Raw genomic sequence first — 17,505 nt, 5'->3', positions numbered from 1 at the left:
TTACAGTATTTGACGACAGGTTTCGTAAAAACTTGTGCGGCCCGGGTTTTCCCGCTCAGTGCCGCCGGTAATACTCCTCGAGCAGTTCCTGCAGCTTCTTCTTCGCCCGATGCACCAGCGACTCCACCGCCGAGACCGAGGTCTGCATGATCTCTGCGATCTCCTGGTTGCTGTAGCCGTCCTGCTTGCTGAGCAGGAACGCCGTCTTCTGGCTGTCGGGCAGCGACTGGAGCGCCTCCTGCAGCACCTGCACCCGTTCGGTGTCCTCGAGCGCCTCCTCGGGGGTCTCCTTCGCGGGGGCGGCGATGTTCACGGTGGGGTCCTCCGCCCCGATCATCCGTTTCAGCGAGCTGAAACGCTTCTTGCGCTTCAGCCGCCGGAGGTGGTCGAGCGACTTGGTGACGGCGATGCGGTAGATCCAGGTCGAGAGCTTCGACTCCTCGCGGAACCGGTCGAGCGAACGGTAGACCTCCACGAAGACCTCCTGGGCGATGTCCTCGGCATCCTCGCGGTTGAAGACGAACCGGTAGCAGGTGCCGACCACCATGTCCTGGTGTTCGGCGACGATCCTTTTGAACTGTTCATCCTGCGGTGTCATCGCTCATTTCGGCGTTCGGGCCCTCTTCAGGCCAGTTTCGAGGCGAACGAGAGCACCTTGTCGACCTTCTCCGTCGAGTCGGCTTCGCAGTAGATCCTCAAGATCGGCTCCGTGCCGGACGGCCGGATGAGCAGCCATCCGCCCTCGAAGTGGTACTTGTAGCCGTCGAGGTCGTTGAACTTCAGTACCGGCAATCCGGCGATCGAGGGGAGGTCGCCCTTCGAGGCCTTCTCGATGATGGCCGCCTTGCGCTGCTCGCTGACGCGCAGGTCGAGCCGGCGGTAGCTGAAGAATCCGTACTCGTCGTAGAGCTCCTGGACCAGCTGCGAGAGGGTCTTCTCCTTGCGGGCCATCATCTCGAGGATGAAGAGGCCGATGTAGACGCCGTCGCGTTCCGGCAGGAAGGCGGTGATGCCGATGCCGCCCGACTCCTCGCCGCCGATGAGGATGTCGCGCGTGGCCATGAGGGTGCTGACGTACTTGAAGCCGACCGGAAGTTCGTGCATCACGAGGTCGTGCTTTTGGCAGATCCTGTCGATGACGTCGGTCAGCGCGAAGGTCTTGGCCACCTCGCCGCGCTGCTGCTTCTCCTCGACGAGGTTCTTGAGGATGATGGCGAAGAGCTTGTGGGAGTCGACGAACTCCCCGTTCTCGTCGAGCATGCCGATCCGGTCGGCATCGCCGTCGTTGATGATGGCCACGTCGGTCTCCACCTCGCGGAAGAACTCCACGAACTCCTCGATGTAGGGCGGGATCGGTTCGGGGTTGATGCCGCCGAAGCCCGGGTTCACCGAGCAGTGGTAGCAGTTGACCATCGACTCGTCGAAGAGGCGCTTGACAACGTCCTGCCCGGCGCCGTACATGGCGTTGTGGGCGATCTTCATGCGCGTCTGGCGGATCAGGCGGAGGTCGACCTTCGAAGCGAGGTAGTCGATGTAGAAGCCCTTCATGTCGACCGGCTCGATCAGTTTCTCGTCCGGGCGGATCTCGGTCGAGGGATCGATCGAGGGGAGGTAGGACTCTATCTCTGCGATCACCTCCGGGCTTGCCGGCCCGCCGTAGGAGGCCTTGACCTTGAAGCCGTTGTAGATGGCCGGGTTGTGCGATGCGGTGATGACGATGCCGCCGGCCAGCTCCTTCGACTTCGTGAAGAGCGAGACGGCCGGCGTGGAAACGAAACCGTCTGCAAGGAAGACCCTCAGCCCTACGGAGGAGAAGACCTCGGCGGTGTAGCGGGCGAACTCCTTCGACATGAAGCGGGTGTCATAGCCGACGCAGACCCCCTTGGCCTTCAGCGGGTGGTTCTGGAAGTACTTCGCGCTGGCAAGTGCGGCGAGCTTGAGGTTGTCGTAGGTGTATTCTTTTGCTATGATTGCCCTCCATCCGTCCGTGCCGAATTTGACTTGCATTCTGTATCGTTTTTGATATAATGGGAAAGGAAAAACCGTGGAAAATCTTTCCCAAAATACAGTTTCCCCCCCGTACATACAATGTTCCCGCAGAATCTCCCGCAATCTTCTCCTTTCGGTCGCAACTGATGGCTGGGAAGCTTTTTGTCCTTGCCGGCGAGGTTTCCGGCGACCTGCATGCGGCGGGACCGGTCTCGCGGCTTCTTCAGCGGGCCCCCGGAACTGAGGTCTTCGGCATCGGGGGAGAGCGGCTGCGCGCCCTCGGCGCCCGCCTGCTCTACGATACGCGCCGGATGAGCATCATGGGCTTCGTCGACGTGCTCCGCCACGCCCCCTTCCTCAAACGGGTCATCCGGGAGCTGAAGGCCGAGATACGGCGCGAGCGGCCCGACGCGGCCCTGCTTGTCGACTATCCTGGCATGAACCTCCTGATTGCCCGTTTTCTCCATGAGGAGGGCATTCCGGTGGTCTACTACATCTCCCCGCAGGTCTGGGCCTGGAAGGAGCGCCGCGTCGAGGCGATACGGCGCTACGTCGACCGCCTTCTGGTGATCTTCCGTTTCGAGGTGGAGTTTTTCCGCCGCCACGGCGTCGAGGCCGAGTTCGTCGGCAGCCCGGTCGTCGAGGAGCTCCGGGACGTCTCGCTCCCGCCGAAGGAGGAGTTCATGCGCCGCCATGAAATCGCTGCGGGCACCGAGCTCGTCGGCCTCCTGCCCGGCAGCCGCCGCCAGGAGCTCTCGCACATCTTTCCCTCGATGGCCGGCGCGGCAGCGCTGCTTGCCGAAAGCCGCAACGTGGTCTTCCTGCTCGGGCGCGCTCCGCAGCTCGACCCTGCGCTTTTCGACGCTCTCTGGAACAATGACGGGGACAATGACGGGGTGCGGGTGGTGGAGTGCAGCGCCTACGAGGTGATGCAGTACAGCGACCTCGGGCTCGTCACCTCCGGTACGGCGACCCTCGAGTCGCTCTGTTTCGGCATGCCGATGGTGGTCGTCTACCGCACCGGCCGGCTGAACTACGCGATCGGTCGCCGCCTCGTGAAGCTGACGAGCATTTCGCTCGCCAATATCGTCGCCAGGGGTCTCCACTCGAAGGAACAGGCCGTTCCGGAGCTCATCCAGGACGCCGCCTCGCCGGAGGGGATAGCGCGCGAGGCCACGCGCCTGCTCAGCGACCCCGGAGCGCTCTCCGCCATGCGCAGGGAGCTGCTCGAGGCCCGTGCGGGTCTTGCCTCAGAGGCCCCTTCCGAAGCGGTCGCCCGGGCGCTCGAAGGGTATCTTTTGAACTGAAAACAGCAATGCCCCGAAGGACGGGGCCGGATGGGAGGGTAAGGGTATGGAGCAGATCGTCGCCTATTTCGGGATGCACCCGGTGCTGTTTGCCGTCTCGGTCGCCCTGGCGCTCGTGGTGGCGGTTTTCGTGCTGTTCTTCGTCCTGAAGAAGGTGGTGCAGGTGGCGCTGGTCGCTGCGGCAATCGTCGTGCTCTACGCCGCCTACCTCTACTTCACCGGCGCCGGGGTCTCGCCGCTTTTCGCGCAGCTGCAGGAGTGGCTGGCCGCGCTCCTGCAGCTCTTCTCATCCTTCCGCGGCCAGTGACTCCAGGCTCGCGGCAACCTTCTCGAGCAGCCACATCGGCGTCGAGGTCGCCCCGCACACCCCGACGCTTTCTGCCGTCCCCCCGTCCTTCAGCCTGAACCATTCCGGGTCGATCTCCTCCACGTCCTCGATGAAATGGCTCTCCGGATTGGCCTCGCGGCAGATGTTGTAGAGCATCTGGCCGTTCGAGCTTTTGCGTCCGGCGACGAAGATGACGACGTCGTTGCCGCGCGCGAAGGCGCGCAGGCCGTCGTTGCGGTTGGAGACCTGGCGGCAGATGGTGTCGCGGTAGAGGCGGCCTCCGAGCTCACGCTCTCCCTTGAGCGCCGCTTTGATGTCGGCGTCCTTCACCTCCTGCCATGCTTCGCTGTTTCCGCTCTCCCGCATGAAGAGCTCTTCGAGGTTCCTTCGCAGCAGCTCGAAGCCGGGCACGTCCATGGTGGTCTGCGAAATCAGCGCGCTCTTTTTCGAGAAGTCGAGCGCCCTGAGCTCCTCCCCGTCGGAGAGGTCGGCGTGGCGGATGATGACGGCCGTGCCGCCGCAGTGGCCGTTGATGGCCACGACCTCCGGGTGCGACTTCTTGCCGTAGATGATGACCTGGTAGCCGAGCTCCCGGAGCTGGCGGGCGCGTTCCTGGAGCCTTGCCACCACCGGGCAGGTGGTGTCGGTAACGCTGATGTTGTTCTCCCCGGCCGTCCGGAAGGTCGAGGGCGGCTCGCCGTGGGCGCGGATGAGCACGGGGGCGTTGTGGAGGCGTTCGAGGCGCTGGAGGTCGATGGTGATGAGTCCGAGGGCTTCGAGCCGCTTCACCTCCACCTCGTTGTGGACGACGTCGCCGAGGGCGTAGAGGCTGCCGAGCTGGCGGAGTTTTTCCTCGGCCACGTCGATGGTGGACTGCACGCCGAAGCAGAATCCCGATGAGGTCCTGTCGAGGTTGATCTTCATGATGCGGAGGCCTCCACGAGTTCTACGTCCGGCATCTCGCTGTCCATGAAGATGCGGTAAAGGCTGCCGAACTTCTGCGGCAGGTCGCTGACCATGAGGTGCGGCGGCGCGGTTTCCCTGCGCCCGGAGAGCATGCCGGTGCGGCCGAGCTTTTCGGCGGCGCGCATGGCGACCGCTTCGGCCGAGTCGATGATGGCGACTGCGCTGCCCACCGTCTCTTCGATGACACTGCGCAGGATCGGGTAGTGGGTGCAGCCGAGCACGAGGGTGTCGATCCCCTCGTCGACGAGCGGCAGGAGGTACTCTTTGGCGATGAGGCGCGTTGCCTCGTGCTCCACCATTCCCTCTTCGGCGAGCGGCACCAGGAGCGGGCAGGCGCGTGAGAAGACCTCGACCCCCTGGTCGAGACGGTTGATCGCCGAAGGGTAGGCGTTCGAGCAGACGGTGGCCTGGGTGCCGATGACGCCGATGCGGCGGTTCCGGGTGCGTTCGACCGCCAGCGCGGCGCCGGCTTCGAGCACCCCCTCCACCGGCAGCGGGTCCGCACAGTGGGCGACGACGTCGAGGGCGAGCGCCGAGACGGTGTTGCAGGCGACGATGACCATCTTGGGCTGGTGGCGCATGAGGACCCAGGTGTCGTCCTCGGCGTAGCGGCGGATGGTGACCTGCGACTTGGGGCCGTAGGGTACCCGGGCGGTGTCGCCGAAGTAGATGATGCGCTCATGGGGAAGGGCCTCCCGTACTGCCCGCACGACGGTAAGTCCTCCGACGCCGGAGTCGAAGATGCCGATGGGGGAGTCCGGTCCCGGGTTGCGCTGCATGGTCGGGTGCTCCTTTAGACGTTGAAGCGGAAGGTGATGACGTCGCCGTCTTTTACGATATACTCCCTGCCCTCGGAGCGCATCTTTCCGGCCTCCTTGACTTTCTGCTCGGAGCCGAGCTCGATGAGGTCTTTCCACGACATCACCTCCGCGCGGATGAAGCCCTTCTCGAAGTCGGTGTGGATGACGCCGGCGGCCTCGGGGGCTGCGGCGCCCTTGCGGATGGTCCATGCGTGGACCTCTTTCACGCCGGCCGTGAAGTAGACCTGCAGGCCGAGCAGGTCGTGGGCGGTCTGGATGAGCCGGTCGAGGCCCGACATCTCGAGGCCGAGGCTCTCGAGGAACTCCGGGCGCTCCTCCTCGGGAAGTTCGGCGATCTCTGCTTCGGTTTTCGCGCTGATGATGAGCATCTTCGAGCCGGACTCGCGTGCGATCTCCTCGACCTGGCGGGTGTAGTCGTTGCCGTCGGGCAGGTCGTTCTCGCCGACGTTGGCGGCGTAGAGGAGCGGCTTGGAGGTCAGCAGGAAGAACTGCTTCGCGGCCTCGGCCTCTTCGGGGGTTTCAAGGATCCGGCGGGCGGGGATGCCCTCGGAGAGGCCTTTGATGACCTTCTCGCCGAGCTCGACCTGCGCCCCGAGCTCCTTCTCCTTGCGGGCGTTCTTGCGCAGCTTGTCCATGCGCTTCTCCATGCTCTCCAGGTCGGCGAGCATGAGTTCGGTCTCTATGGTGTTGACGTCGTCGCGGGGGTCGATCCTGCCTTCGACGTGGATGATGTCGGAGTCGTCGAAGCAGCGGACCACGTGGACGATGGCGTCGACCTCGCGGATGTGCGAGAGGAACTGGTTGCCGAGTCCCTCGCCCTTGCTGGCTCCCCTGACGAGGCCGGCGATGTCGACGATCTCGAGTGTGGTCGGCACCAGGGTCGGGGTCTTGACGACGTCGGCGATCTCCTGCATGCGGGGATCCGGCACGAGCACCGTGCCGACGTTCGGCTCGATCGTGCAGAACGGGTAGTTGGCCGCTTCGGCCTGCTTGGCGGTGATGGCGTTGAAAAGGGTAGATTTGCCGACGTTGGGGAGGCCGACGATTCCGCAGCGGAGTGCCATGGGACGAGATGTTTTGGTTCAGAACGGGACGTAAATATAAGGCCTTTTCATCTAACCATAATGTTTGGAAAAAGCAAATTTATTTTATAAACTAGCGGGCTAATTCAAAATGCAGGAGACCGGGGATCATCAGCACCAACCGCATCATCATAGCCATCGACGGACCGGCCGCCTCGGGCAAGAGCACGACCGCCCGACGGGTCGCCAGGCAGCTCGGCTATACCTACATAGATACCGGCGCGATGTACCGCTCGGTAGCCCTGAAGGCGATCGAGGGCGGACTGCTCGAATCCATCCGCCGGGACCCCGGACAGGTCGCTTCGATCCTCGAGGGCATCTCCATCCGTTTTGAGGGCGAGCGCATCCTGCTCGACGGCCGCGACGTCAGCCGGGAGATCCGCGACAACCGCGTCAGCCGCGAGGTGAGCTTCCTGAGCTCCCTCAAGCCGGTCCGCGACTGCCTCCTTGTCATGCAGCAGGCGCTCGGCCGCGGCCGCGGAGTGGTCATGGATGGCCGCGATATCGGCACCGTGGTCTTCCCGGACGCCGAACTGAAGATTTTTCTCGTCGCCGACGCCCGCGAGCGGGCACGGCGCCGTCTGCTCGAACTCCAGGCCAAGTCGGAGGGCAAAACGGCCCTTCCCGACATCGAGACCCTCGAGCGCGAGATCCTGGAGCGGGACCGCGCCGACGCCGAGCGGGAGCACGCTCCCCTCAGGAAGCATCCCGACGCCGTTGAGATCGACACCTCGAAGCTCGATATCGACCAGCAGGTCGAGATGGTCTACCGGCTGGCCAGAAAGACGGAGGCCGCGGGCTGAGGGCCGCCGGCAGCGTTTTCATTCGTTTTCGTTCTTGTTTTTTTTTGTCAACCCTGAAACCCCCTGTCGAAATCTCTCGCGGCAGGCCCGGAAATCACTGAGAGAAAGGAAAAAAGTATGTCAGAAACAGCAGCAGTCGAAAAAACGGTCAAGGAAAAGCCGGCACGCAAGAAGATCAAGTACTACGCGCACTACGAGCCCGCGGAACTTTCCCAGATGGAGCAGCTCTACACGAGCACGCTCAACGACCTTGCCGAGGACGAGATCGTCAAGGGCAAGATCGTCTCGATCTCCAACAAGGACGTCACCATCGACGTCGGATTCAAGTCGGAAGGCATTGTCTCCCTGCTCGAGTTCCGCGACGAGGACGAGATCAAGGTCGGCGACCAGGTCGAGGTCTACCTCGAGAACATCGAGGACAAGATGGGCCAGCTCATCCTCTCCAAGAAGAAAGCCGATGTGCTCCGCATCTGGGACAAGATCTACGATTCAATCGAGAACGACACGATCATCACCGGCAAGATCATCAACCGCGTCAAGGGCGGCATGACGGTCTCGCTCTCCGGTGTGGAGGCCTTCCTTCCCGGTTCGCAGATCGACGTCAAGCCTGTCCGCGATTTCGACGCTCTTGTCGGCCAGACCATGGACTTCAGGGTCGTCAAGATCAACCCCGTCACCCAGAACATCGTCGTCAGCCACAAGGTCATCCTTGAGGAGGAGTACGCAGCACGCCGCGAGGAGATGCTCGCCAACATCAAGGTCGGCATGGTGCTCGAGGGTACGGTCAAGAACATCACCGACTTCGGTATCTTCGTGGACCTCGGCGGCCTCGACGGCCTCGTCCACATCACCGACATCACCTGGGGCCGCATCAACCATCCTTCCGAGGTGGTCGAGCTCGACCAGCCGATCAAGGTCGTGGTCGTCGCCTTCGACGAGAACACCAAGCGTGTCTCTCTCGGCATGAAGCAGCTTGAGGCTCACCCCTGGGAGAATATCGAACTCAAGTACCCCGTGGGCTCCAAGGCACAGGGCCGCGTTGTCTCCATCACCGATTACGGCGCCTTCGTCGAGATCGAGAAGGGCATCGAAGGCCTCGTCCACATCTCCGAGATGAGCTGGACGCAGCATATCAAGCATCCGGGGCAGTTCGTTACCCTCAACCAGGAGGTCGAGTGCGTGATCCTGAACATCGACAAGGACCACACCAAGCTCTCGCTCTCCATGAAGCGGGTCAACGAGGATCCCTGGATCGCCCTCAGCGAGAAATACACCGAGGGTTCGCGCCATAAGGGTACCGTCAGCAACATCACCGACTTCGGCGTCTTCGTCGAGCTCGAGGCGGGTGTCGACGGCCTGGTGCACATCTCCGACCTGTCGTGGACCAAGAAGATCCGCCACCCGAGCGAACTGGTCAAGAAGAACCAGGAGCTCGAGGTCAAGGTGCTGAAGTTCGACGTGCACGCACGCCGCATCGCCCTCGGCCACAAGCAGATCAACCCCGATCCGTGGGGCGGCTTCGAGCAGCAGTACGCTGTCGGCGCAGAAACCCCGGGCACGGTCTCGCAGATCATCGAGAAGGGCGTCATCGTCATCCTTCCCGGAGAGGTCGACGGGTTCGTTCCTGCGACCCACCTGCTCCAGGGCGGCGTGAAGGACATCCACGCCTCCTTCAAGGCCGGTGACGAGCTTCCGCTCCGCGTTATCGAGTTCGACAAGGAGAACAAGCGCATCATCCTCTCCGCGCTCGAGTACTTCAAGGACAAGAGCAAGGAGGAGATCGAGTCCTATCTCCAGGCCCATCCGAACGAGAAGAAGGAGATCGAGGATGCGACCGCCGAGCTGGAACCCCAGCCGAAGGGATCGGACAGGAAGGGAGATCGCCAGTAACGGCAATCCTCCGTCCGCGTTCCGGACATAGCAACGAAAAAGCCCTCCCCTTTGCAGGTGGAGGGCTTTTTTGTGTCCGACGGGGGGCGTTCCCCGGCGCTATGCTTTCCCAAGCAGGCTCAAGGCCTGGCGCCAGTAGAATAAAGGTCCTTCGGGTATGTTCCGTAGCTTGTTGAGGAACCGGTATTCGGTTGATGAAATCCCTTGTGCCTCTGTCTCCTCGTCCTGTCGCCACCGCTGAATGACCCCTGAATAGCCGGTCAGGATGATTGCCGCAAGATACGCCGCTTTTGATGAAGCGACGATTGCATCGTCGATACGGAACGAACCGCTGTAGATGTATGGCTTTATTTGTGTGAGCCCATACGTAACATGCCGGTAGTCGCTTTTTGGATCAAAGAACCTTCCGCGTGAAGCGATCATCAGTGATGTGGTGATAATGTCATCGAGGATTTGTTCCGGCTGGATTTTTTCTCCTGCTTTATAAGCAATTTCTTTTGTTGCGGTCATTGCAAAAGATTCTTTCAAGTGCTCGACATCGATCGGGCAATCGAACAGCGTGCTGATATCGAAGAGCTGTTTGATAACCTCCATCTGCTTTTCGACAATGCGTCCGTCGGCGTGTTCCGTCTTGAAGCGAATGCCAACGGTATTGGGTGCAAACGCCGTGAGCTTGTCGCCAAGGATGGATCCGATAGAGGGCACCTGAACAGTGCTGTCTCTCCCGTCCGTCTGAATCCACTCATTGAAAATCGGTGCCTGGACAAGCATCGGATAGGCATGTTCCTCAAAAAGGATGTCGAGCAGGATTGTACGCTTCGCATGATCCCATTCTGAAAAAAACGTGAGCTTGTAATGTGCTTTCGGTATGCCGGGCTTATAGCTTCTATGTGCGTCCAGTTCATATGAAAGGAATATTCCGCCGGAGCAAATGACTGATAATGCGGACTCTATCTTCCCCCTGCTTTCGGCGGTTACGATATCGACATCAATTGAGAACCGTTTTGGTTCGGGCAGCATCAGCAGCAGGCTGGTTCCTCCTTTGAAGACGAAGGAGAGGTCGCTCTCCGACAACTGTTCAACGAGGGAAAGCGCGTAGACTACTTTTTCCACGATTGCCGGATTGGGGCGATTGCCGGAGTGTTCGTTTCTTTTCCTCTCGAGCCATTCCGGCCGGTATGATGTCGCGGAGATCATACGCCCGGTGCCTCGCCGATGCGGGTGTTGGTTGTCAAGAATGCGATCAGTTCAGTTGCCTTTCCCCTTCGTTTGGCGTAAGCCGTCATTCTGGTGATGTTGAGCGTATAGGTCTCCTGGGCGGTGTCGAAAATATGCGGTAGCTCGCTGCCCTGAAATGCACTGAAGAGAGACCGGTCCACAAAAAGGTCCACCAGTATCTTTTCAAGAGATGGGGTGGGGATAGTCTTGCCTTTATCAAGAGGCGCCTTGCTTATCAGCCGCCTGACGATGACGGCTTGCGGTTCTTCATGGATGTATCGCTCCAGCGTGAGCTTGTCGGGGTCAAGGTAGACGTTCGTATGGTACTCGTCCTTGAGGTAATAAAAAACAGATTCGGCCATCTCGGCTTCCACTTCGACAAGGATCTGGTATCGTCCGGGCTGGTGAATCATCCACTCGTTCAGCCATCGGGTATTCCATACACAGTAGCGCATATGGGGAAACCGGCTCCGGAGTTGCATGGCAATCGCCGTGACCTTCGGTTCCGGTTTCGGATGAAACACGGGTTTTCTTGAGAGGGCGTAGACCCCTCTCCGTACGGGCTGAATCACCCCCTTGCCCTTGAGCGAATGAATTCGCCATGCAAACGTAGACTCGTTCAGGCCGGGCACGAAGGAGCGGTAATAGTGCAGCAGTTCGTCCCGGCTTACATGGGGGCGCCCGGCGAAATGCCGTAGCAGGGAATCTATAGTGACATTTCGTTGGGTCGTCATGGTGGTGCGTTTGGTCTTTTTATGATGGTACGGGATTTTTCGGTGTTGCGCAAATATTGGACAATAAATGCCGTTTGGTGTCCAATATTTGCTTTTGGGCGCACTGATGCTTCAGCTGACCTCGGCGTGTCGATGCCTCAGTATCCGTAGGATTTCAAGAGGCCGTGTTTCTTGCGCCAGTCGGGCCGCACCTTGATGAAGAGCTCGAGGAAGACGGGCCGGCCGATGAGCTCCTCGATCTCGCTCCTGGCGGCCTGGCCGAGTTTTTTCAGGGCCTGGCCGCCGCGGCCGATCAGGATCTGTTTCTGGGTGTCGCGTTCTACGATGACGGAGCAGCGGATGAGGTCCTTTTTCGTGGGGTCCTTCTCATGCTGTTCGCGGAATTCGTCGACCTGGACCTCGGTGGAGTAGGGGACCTCGCGGCCGTAAAGCAGGAAGATCTTCTCGCGGATGATTTCGCCGACGAAGAAGCGCTCCGGCGCGGTGCTGAGCTCGTCCTCGGGGTAGAGCGGATGGTTGAGGGGGAGGAAGGGCCGGAGGGCCGAGAGGAGTTCAGGGAGGTTCACTCCCTTCAGGGCCGAGATGCTGAGTATCGCGGCCGGTTTCCAGTGCTCGCTGATCCATGCCTCGGCCTCCTTCTGCTCCTTGGCGGTGACCAGGTCGCTCTTGTTGAGGACGGCCAGGACCGGCTTGCCCGCTCCTTTCAGCCAGTCGCTGTGGAGCATTTCGGCGAACTCGAAGTCGATCGGGCCGTCCTTCTTCCGGAAGGGGAGCATGGCCAGGACCACGTCGGCGTCCTGGAGGGTGTCGCGGGCGGCCTTCAGCATCGCCTCGTGCAGCTTCTGCATGGGCTCCATGATGCCCGGCGTGTCGAGGAAGACGACCTGCGTGCGCTCGTCGTGGTAGATGCCGGTGATGCGCTTGCGCGTAGTCTGCGGCTTCGGTGTGACGATCGAGAGCTTGCAGTCGAGCAGCGCGTTGAGGAGTGTGGACTTGCCGGCGTTGGGCGGCCCGATGATGCTTGCGAATCCGCAGGAGAATGATGTTGGTTCCATGGATGGGGCTGCCGTGTTATTTTTTCCGGTCGGGACTGAATGTTTACTATACTAAATTACCGATTCGCTCGGGAATGAACAATCGACTTTACACAGCGGAATGAGCAAACAGCATGGATTGGATTACTGGCTCCTGGGGCCGCTCGCCGGGCTCGTGGTGTTCGGGCTCATGGCCGTCTACAGCGCGACGAACGGTTCGGGCGACCTTTCGCTCTTCTTCCGCCAGCTGACCTGGGCGCTCCTGGGAGGGCTCGCCATGGTGTTCGTCTACTACAACGACGTGCGCGTCATCAAGGACGGAGCCTACATCTTCTACGCCTTCGGCATGCTCATGCTCGTGGTCGTCCTTATTTTCGGTACGAAGATTGCCGGCCAGACCAGCTGGGTGCGGATCGGGTTCTTCAGCTTCCAGCCTTCCGAGATCGCAAAGATGGCCACCATCCTCGCCCTCGCCCGTTTCCTCTCCGACGACGATACCGACATCCACTCCCTGCCGCACCTTATGACGGCGCTTGCCATACCGCTCCTGCCGGCGGTGCTCATCATGCTGCAGCCCGACATGGGCACGACGCTGACGGCTCTCTCCTTCATCGCGCCGATGATCATCATGGCAGGGTTCGACATCTACATCCTGATGCTGCTCGCCTTTCCCCTCATCCTCCTGCTTACCGGGTTCTTCAGCATCTGGGCCGTCATCGGCCTCAGCCTGCTTCTTCTGGTGGTGATGATGGTGCAGAAGAAGGGGTTCAGGCTGCACCAGCCCGCCGTCGTCGGTTCGGGCCTCGTCGCAGGGCTCTTCGTGCACCGTTTCGCCGGCGAGATACTCAAGCCCCACCAGATGAAACGCATACAGACCTTCCTCGATCCGATGTCGGATCCCCAGGGGGCGGGCTACAACGCCCTGCAGGCCAAGATCGCCATCAGCTCCGGCGGGCTGTTCGGCAAGGGGTTCCTCGAGGGCACCCAGACCCAGCTTCGCTTCATTCCGGCGCAGTGGACCGATTTCATCTTCTGTGTCGTCGCCGAGGAATTTGGCTTCATCGGTTCCTCGCTCCTGATACTGCTTTTCGCGGCCCTGGTCCTTCGCCTCATCTGGGCGATTTCGAACATCAAGAACCGGTTCGTCGAACTCACCCTTGCCGGGTTCGTTTCGCTTCTTCTCATCCATGTCATCATCAACATCGGCATGACGCTCGGTCTCATTCCGGTCATCGGCGTGCCGCTTCCGTTTGTTTCCTACGGGGGTTCCTCGCTTGTCGGCAACATGATCATGGTCGGCCTTGCGCTCAATTTCTACCATAACCGCAGGAGCCTCGGATACTAGAAGGAGGAGAATGAAAAAAGCGCACTTGAAGTGCGCTTTTTCCCTCTCGGAAAATGTTTCTCCAAAGAGTTTTCAGCGGATCTTGTAGAGGAATCGTTTGCCCTCTTTGCCGGTCGGAATGCGCTCGATATCGTTGTCGGCGGCTCCGTACTTGTTGAACCAGATGCTGATGGTGGTGCCTTTGGTTCCGAGTGCGTCGGCGATCTCGCGGGGCTTGAAGGCCTTGGCGGGATGGGCGCGGAGCAGGTCCTTGATGGCCGTGCCGAGCTGGCCGCGCGAGAAACGGCGGGAGGAGGTGGCGGCTTTCTGCGCGCTGCCGCCTTCGAGCCGGGAAAGGTTGCTTTCGAGGTTGCGGATGATCGATGCCAGTTCGTTTTCGAGCGGGCGGATCGTTTCATTGAACTCATCGCGCATCCGGGCTATTTTCGCCTGCAGGTTCTTTTTTTCTTCGACAAGCGACTGGAACTGGTCGAACTTCTCGATGAAGCGGTCGAACTTGTCGGGTGATATACCATCCTGTGCCATAATGTGTGCAGCGTTTTGTTCTTGGAATATTATTGCCGGTTAAAGAGTCAAATATATATGAATGCTTTTTTGCTTGCAAGCAATATTGCTTTTCGGGTTTTGCCTTGATCGGGTTTTTTATCATGAATACGTTTTCAGTACGGTTTTCGCCACGCCATGAACAATAAAAACAATAAAAAAGTTGCGGCGGTCACGCTTGGCTGCAAGCTGAACTATGCCGAAACCTCATCCATTCTCCGGGGGCTCGAGGGGCTCGGCTGGGAGCAGTGCGGACCCGATGAGGGGCCGGCGCTCGTCATCGTCCACACCTGCGCCGTGACCGGCCAGGCCGAGCAGAAGTGCCGCCAGAAGATCCGGCGCCTCGTTCGCATGAACCCCGCCGCCCGTGTGGTGGCGATCGGCTGCTACGCCCAGCTCAGCCCTTCGCTCCTTGCCGGCATCGAGGGGGTTTCGGCCGTCCTCGGCACCGGCGAGAAGTTCGAGCTCTGCCGCTACCTCGAGGCAGCCGAGGGGGAGAGGGGGGCGCCGCCGGCGGTGGCCGCCGGCCCGCTCTCGGAGCTGCGCCGGGCCCGTCCCGGCAGCTCCCCGCCCGCCGGAGGGGGCCGGACGAGGGCGTTCCTGAAGATCCAGGACGGCTGCGACTACGGCTGCGCCTACTGCACCATCCCCCTTGCCCGCGGTCGTTCGCGCTCCCTCGAGCCCGGCGAGGTGCTTCGCCAGGCACGCGAGCTTGCCCTGTCGGGCTACCGCGAGATCGTGCTCTCGGGAGTCAACACCGGAGACTACCGGAGCGGGGATGTGGATTTTGCGAAGCTCCTCGCAATGCTCGAGGAGGTGCCGGTTTCGCGCATCCGCATCAGCTCCCTCGAGCCGGACCGGCTGAGCCGGGAGGTGCTCAGGGCCGTCGCCGCATCCCGGCGTGTCGTGCCGCATCTGCACCTGCCGCTGCAGTCCGGATCGGACCGGATCCTCGGGGCGATGGGCCGCCGCTACACCACCGCCGGGTACCGCGACGCCGTACTGCGTGCCATGGATGCCGTGCCGGGGTGCGCCGTGGGGGCGGACGTGATGGTGGGCTATCCCGGGGAGGCGGAGGAGGAGTTCGGGGAGATGTGCCGTTTCATCGAATCGCTGCCGCTCAGCTACCTGCACGTCTTCAGCTGCTCCGTCCGGCCGGGAACCCTGCTCGCCCGGCAGGTTGAGGCCGGTGTGCGCCGGAGGGTCGAGCCGAAGGAGGCCGCGCGCCGCTCGGCCGAGCTCATCCGCCTCGGAGAGGACAAGGCGCGCTCGTATGCCCTGCAGGCCGTCGGCAGCCGGCGTATGGTGCTTTTCGAGGAGGGGTGCCGGGGGTACACGCCGGAGTACCTGCGCGTGGAGGTCGAGTCTCCTGAAGGCGGGGAGGGGCTTGCCGGAAGGGAGCTTCCGGTCCTCGTCGAGCGGCTCGGCGAGGGTTTGCAATTACATGGCAGACTGTTATCTTGAAAGTTCATTTTGTTCTGACACAACCAAACCGAATCCTCCCATGCCGATAAAATCCCGCATCCGCGCGATTCCCGACTATCCGAAGAAGGGTATCATGTTCCGCGACATCACCACCCTCATCAAGGATCCCGTCGGGTTCCGGCTCGTCATCGACAACCTGACCCAGCGCTATCTGGAGAACGGCGTCGACTTCGACGTGATCGTCGGCATCGAGGCGCGCGGCTTCATCATCGGCAGCGCCCTGGCCTACGCCCTCGGCAAGGGGTTCGTTCCTGTCCGCAAGCCCGGCAAGCTCCCGGCCGAAACCGTCTCGCAGGAGTATGCCCTCGAGTACGGCACCGACAAGGTTGAGATCCATATCGACGCCCTCGAAAAGGGTTCGCGGGTCCTGCTCATCGACGACCTGCTCGCCACCGGCGGCACGGCGCTTGCCGCAGCCTCCCTCGTCGAGAAGGTCGGCGGCGTGGTCGCCGAGATGGCCTTCATCGTGAACCTGCCGGACATCGGCGGCGAGCGGAAGATCAAGGACAAGGGGTACCGCGTCTTTTCTCTCACTGAATTCGAGGGGGAGTAAGAAATGGCAGCAGAACATCACGAAGCGGCGCTCACGGCAGCCGCTGCAGCGGTCGAAACCATGCATCACATGCCTCCCGTCTGGCTTGTCCTGCCGTTCGTCGCGCTTCTTCTCATGATCGCGACCGGTCCGCTCTTCTACCACCGTTTCTGGGAGCACCACTATCCGAAGGTCGCCGTCGGGCTCGGCGCGATCGTTTCGGTCTACTACGGCTTCCTGATGGAGCATGGCACGCATACGCTCATGCACACCCTCGAGGAGTACATCTCCTTCATCGCGCTGATCGCTTCGCTCTTTATTGTATCGGGAGGCATCCTGATCAATATCGATCGGCGAGGCACCCCTGCGGTCAACGGACTGCTGCTGCTTTTCGGTGCGGTGCTTGCCGACATTATCGGGACCACGGGCGCCTCGATGCTCCTCATCCGCCCGTACATGCGCATCAACGAGGGGCGGCTGAAGGCCTTCCATATCGTTTTCTTCATCTTCATCGTCAGCAATATCGGCGGCGGGCTGACCCCCATCGGGGATCCTCCGCTCTTCCTCGGCTTCCTGAAGGGCGTGCCGTTCTTCTGGGTGATCTCGAAAGTCTGGATTCCCTGGGTCGTCGCTGTCTTCGGCCTGATCGCCGTGTTCATGGTGCTTGACATGCGTGCCGGTGCCGGGGTTGCGAAAGCTCCTGCCGGAGATGGCCGGATTTCAGTCACCGGATCGCGCAACTTCCTCTATCTGGGGGTCATCATCGTTTCGGTCTTCCTCGATCCTGCCGTTATTCCCGGCTTCCCGAGCCTGCAGGAGATGCTGCACGTGCCGTTCGGCATCCGGGAGGTCATCATGGGCGCAGTGGCTGTGGCCGCCTACAAGACCGCAGACCATGCCGCGCTCAAGGGCAACGAGTTCAACTTCGAACCGATCAAGGAGGTCGCCTTCCTCTTCATCGGCATTTTCTCCACCATGATTCCCGCCCTCCAGCTGATCGGCGACTACGCCAGCCAGCATGCCGGCGACTTCTCGGTGACGCGCTTCTACTGGATGACCGGTGCGCTCTCCGGCGTGCTCGACAACGCTCCGACCTACCTGAACTTCCTTGCCGGATCGCTCGGCAAGTTCGGTCTGGATATCAATTCCGCTGACCAGATAAGGACGTTCGCAGCAGGTGCCGGTTCCCCGGTGTCGGGCGATGTTTCTTCGGACATCTACCTGATGGCGATATCCGTTGCTTCGGTGTTTTTCGGCGCGCTGACCTATATCGGCAACGCCCCCAATTTCATGGTCAAGAACATCGCCGCGCAGGCTGAAGTGGATGTTCCGGATTTTGTGGAGTATATCTACAAGTATTCCATCCCCTTCCTGATTCCGTTCTTTGTCGTTCTCTGGTTGATGTTCTTCAATTTCTGATGCTCTAAC

17 protein-coding genes are annotated in these 17,505 nt (G+C 61.1%); 8 read left to right on the top strand and 9 right to left on the bottom strand.

Annotation, left to right across the window (positions count from 1 at the left end):
* Positions 1–55: 55 nt before the first annotated feature.
* Both E0L29_RS03015 and E0L29_RS03010 read right to left on the bottom strand, forming a co-directional pair.
* Positions 56–598, bottom strand: coding sequence for an RNA polymerase sigma factor (locus tag E0L29_RS03015; protein WP_131354426.1), 543 nt, complete (start codon positions 596–598; stop codon positions 56–58).
* 26 nt (positions 599–624) lie between these two features.
* Entirely contained in the window at positions 625–2,007 is a 1,383-nt protein-coding gene (locus tag E0L29_RS03010; RefSeq protein ID WP_131354423.1) for a phosphoglucomutase/phosphomannomutase family protein, read from the bottom strand.
* Positions 2,008–2,135: 128 nt separating this feature from the next.
* On the opposite strand from E0L29_RS03010, the gene lpxB reads away from it, so the two are divergent.
* Positions 2,136–3,296 carry a lipid-A-disaccharide synthase gene (lpxB, locus tag E0L29_RS03005; RefSeq protein WP_131354418.1) on the top strand — a complete coding sequence of 387 codons (1,161 nt, stop codon included), beginning with the start codon at positions 2,136–2,138 and terminating at the stop codon, positions 3,294–3,296.
* A gap of 46 nt (positions 3,297–3,342) precedes the next feature.
* Entirely contained in the window at positions 3,343–3,603 is a 261-nt protein-coding gene (locus E0L29_RS03000; protein WP_131354414.1) for a hypothetical protein, read from the top strand.
* Here the strand turns inward: E0L29_RS03000 and E0L29_RS02995 are convergent.
* The 3 genes from E0L29_RS02995 to ychF are packed head-to-tail and all read right to left on the bottom strand — an operon-like array spanning position 3,583 to position 6,475.
* Positions 3,583–4,548 (bottom strand): 4-hydroxy-3-methylbut-2-enyl diphosphate reductase, encoded by a 966-nt coding sequence (locus E0L29_RS02995; RefSeq protein ID WP_131354410.1) that lies wholly within the window; start codon positions 4,546–4,548, stop codon positions 3,583–3,585. The two genes, E0L29_RS03000 and E0L29_RS02995, sit on opposite strands and share 21 nt — an antisense overlap.
* On the bottom strand, positions 4,545–5,369 hold the full coding sequence (gene murI, locus E0L29_RS02990; protein ID WP_131354406.1) for a glutamate racemase: 825 nt from the start codon (positions 5,367–5,369) through the stop codon (positions 4,545–4,547). Before murI ends, E0L29_RS02995 begins: the two co-directional genes overlap by 4 nt.
* A 14-nt stretch (positions 5,370–5,383) precedes the next feature.
* Positions 5,384–6,475 carry a redox-regulated ATPase YchF gene (ychF, locus tag E0L29_RS02985; protein WP_131354401.1) on the bottom strand — a complete coding sequence of 364 codons (1,092 nt, stop codon included), beginning with the start codon at positions 6,473–6,475 and terminating at the stop codon, positions 5,384–5,386.
* A gap of 125 nt (positions 6,476–6,600) precedes the next feature.
* Between ychF and cmk the strand changes: the two genes are divergently transcribed.
* Together cmk and rpsA are read left to right on the top strand one after the other, a co-directional pair.
* Positions 6,601–7,296 (top strand): (d)CMP kinase, encoded by a 696-nt coding sequence (gene cmk, locus E0L29_RS02980; RefSeq protein ID WP_131354397.1) that lies wholly within the window; start codon positions 6,601–6,603, stop codon positions 7,294–7,296.
* A 117-nt stretch (positions 7,297–7,413) separates the two neighbouring features.
* On the top strand, positions 7,414–9,186 hold the full coding sequence (gene rpsA, locus E0L29_RS02975; protein ID WP_131354391.1) for a 30S ribosomal protein S1: 1,773 nt from the start codon (positions 7,414–7,416) through the stop codon (positions 9,184–9,186).
* Between the two features lie 99 nt (positions 9,187–9,285).
* Here rpsA and E0L29_RS02970 read toward each other — a convergent pair whose 3' ends face one another.
* The 3 genes from E0L29_RS02970 to era form a co-directional block, all read right to left on the bottom strand.
* Positions 9,286–10,383: a nucleotidyl transferase AbiEii/AbiGii toxin family protein gene (locus tag E0L29_RS02970; RefSeq protein ID WP_131354388.1), complete on the bottom strand. Its 1,098-nt coding sequence runs from the start codon at positions 10,381–10,383 to the stop codon at positions 9,286–9,288.
* Complete coding sequence (locus E0L29_RS02965; RefSeq protein ID WP_131354384.1) at positions 10,380–11,138, bottom strand: DUF6577 family protein; 759 nt, start codon at positions 11,136–11,138, stop codon at positions 10,380–10,382. The genes E0L29_RS02970 and E0L29_RS02965 overlap by 4 nt, the downstream gene beginning before the upstream one ends.
* Positions 11,139–11,275: 137 nt before the next feature.
* Positions 11,276–12,193: a GTPase Era gene (gene era / locus E0L29_RS02960; RefSeq protein WP_131354381.1), complete on the bottom strand. Its 918-nt coding sequence runs from the start codon at positions 12,191–12,193 to the stop codon at positions 11,276–11,278.
* Between the two features lie 100 nt (positions 12,194–12,293).
* Here era and rodA point away from each other — a divergent pair, with 100 nt between their 5' ends.
* The gene (gene rodA, locus E0L29_RS02955) at positions 12,294–13,517 is read left to right on the top strand and encodes a rod shape-determining protein RodA (protein ID WP_131354379.1); all 1,224 of its coding nucleotides are present in this window, start codon (positions 12,294–12,296) and stop codon (positions 13,515–13,517) included.
* Positions 13,518–13,589: 72 nt separating this feature from the next.
* On the opposite strand, the gene E0L29_RS02950 is transcribed toward rodA, so the two are convergent.
* Positions 13,590–14,042 (bottom strand): hypothetical protein, encoded by a 453-nt coding sequence (locus E0L29_RS02950; RefSeq protein WP_131354376.1) that lies wholly within the window; start codon positions 14,040–14,042, stop codon positions 13,590–13,592.
* A gap of 156 nt (positions 14,043–14,198) precedes the next feature.
* Here E0L29_RS02950 and E0L29_RS02945 point away from each other — a divergent pair, with 156 nt between their 5' ends.
* Genes E0L29_RS02945 through E0L29_RS02935 form a run of 3 tightly spaced genes read left to right on the top strand, consistent with a single transcriptional unit; the run spans position 14,199 to position 17,496 of the window.
* On the top strand, positions 14,199–15,524 hold the full coding sequence (locus E0L29_RS02945) for a MiaB/RimO family radical SAM methylthiotransferase (RefSeq protein WP_131354373.1): 1,326 nt from the start codon (positions 14,199–14,201) through the stop codon (positions 15,522–15,524).
* Between the two features lie 40 nt (positions 15,525–15,564).
* Entirely contained in the window at positions 15,565–16,098 is a 534-nt protein-coding gene (locus E0L29_RS02940) for an adenine phosphoribosyltransferase (RefSeq protein ID WP_131354370.1), read from the top strand.
* A gap of 3 nt (positions 16,099–16,101) precedes the next feature.
* Positions 16,102–17,496, top strand: a complete 1,395-nt coding sequence (locus tag E0L29_RS02935; RefSeq protein WP_131354367.1) for a sodium:proton antiporter — start codon at positions 16,102–16,104, stop codon at positions 17,494–17,496.
* The last annotated feature ends 9 nt before the right edge of the window (positions 17,497–17,505 follow it).

Origin of the sequence: Chlorobium sp. N1 (assembly GCF_004332115.1) — a bacterium.
In the GTDB taxonomy this organism is placed as follows: Bacteria; Bacteroidota; Chlorobiia; order Chlorobiales; family Chlorobiaceae; genus Chlorobium.
This window is presented reverse-complemented; position numbering and strand designations above follow the sequence as displayed.

What these genes read in the sequence shown, in the direction of transcription:
- E0L29_RS03015 (WP_131354426.1), bottom strand. Translation starts at nt 598, where the DNA reads ATGACACCGCAGGATGAACAGTTCAAAAGGATCGTCGCCGAACACCAG.
- E0L29_RS03010 (WP_131354423.1), bottom strand. Translation starts at nt 2,007, where the DNA reads ATGCAAGTCAAATTCGGCACGGACGGATGGAGGGCAATCATAGCAAAA.
- lpxB (WP_131354418.1), top strand. Translation starts at nt 2,136, where the DNA reads ATGGCTGGGAAGCTTTTTGTCCTTGCCGGCGAGGTTTCCGGCGACCTG.
- E0L29_RS03000 (WP_131354414.1), top strand. Translation starts at nt 3,343, where the DNA reads ATGGAGCAGATCGTCGCCTATTTCGGGATGCACCCGGTGCTGTTTGCC.
- E0L29_RS02995 (WP_131354410.1), bottom strand. Translation starts at nt 4,548, where the DNA reads ATGAAGATCAACCTCGACAGGACCTCATCGGGATTCTGCTTCGGCGTG.
- murI (WP_131354406.1), bottom strand. Translation starts at nt 5,369, where the DNA reads ATGCAGCGCAACCCGGGACCGGACTCCCCCATCGGCATCTTCGACTCC.
- ychF (WP_131354401.1), bottom strand. Translation starts at nt 6,475, where the DNA reads ATGGCACTCCGCTGCGGAATCGTCGGCCTCCCCAACGTCGGCAAATCT.
- rpsA (WP_131354391.1), top strand. Translation starts at nt 7,414, where the DNA reads ATGTCAGAAACAGCAGCAGTCGAAAAAACGGTCAAGGAAAAGCCGGCA.
- E0L29_RS02970 (WP_131354388.1), bottom strand. Translation starts at nt 10,383, where the DNA reads ATGATCTCCGCGACATCATACCGGCCGGAATGGCTCGAGAGGAAAAGA.
- E0L29_RS02965 (WP_131354384.1), bottom strand. Translation starts at nt 11,138, where the DNA reads ATGACGACCCAACGAAATGTCACTATAGATTCCCTGCTACGGCATTTC.
- era (WP_131354381.1), bottom strand. Translation starts at nt 12,193, where the DNA reads ATGGAACCAACATCATTCTCCTGCGGATTCGCAAGCATCATCGGGCCG.
- rodA (WP_131354379.1), top strand. Translation starts at nt 12,294, where the DNA reads ATGAGCAAACAGCATGGATTGGATTACTGGCTCCTGGGGCCGCTCGCC.
- E0L29_RS02950 (WP_131354376.1), bottom strand. Translation starts at nt 14,042, where the DNA reads ATGGCACAGGATGGTATATCACCCGACAAGTTCGACCGCTTCATCGAG.
- E0L29_RS02945 (WP_131354373.1), top strand. Translation starts at nt 14,199, where the DNA reads ATGAACAATAAAAACAATAAAAAAGTTGCGGCGGTCACGCTTGGCTGC.
- E0L29_RS02940 (WP_131354370.1), top strand. Translation starts at nt 15,565, where the DNA reads ATGCCGATAAAATCCCGCATCCGCGCGATTCCCGACTATCCGAAGAAG.
- E0L29_RS02935 (WP_131354367.1), top strand. Translation starts at nt 16,102, where the DNA reads ATGGCAGCAGAACATCACGAAGCGGCGCTCACGGCAGCCGCTGCAGCG.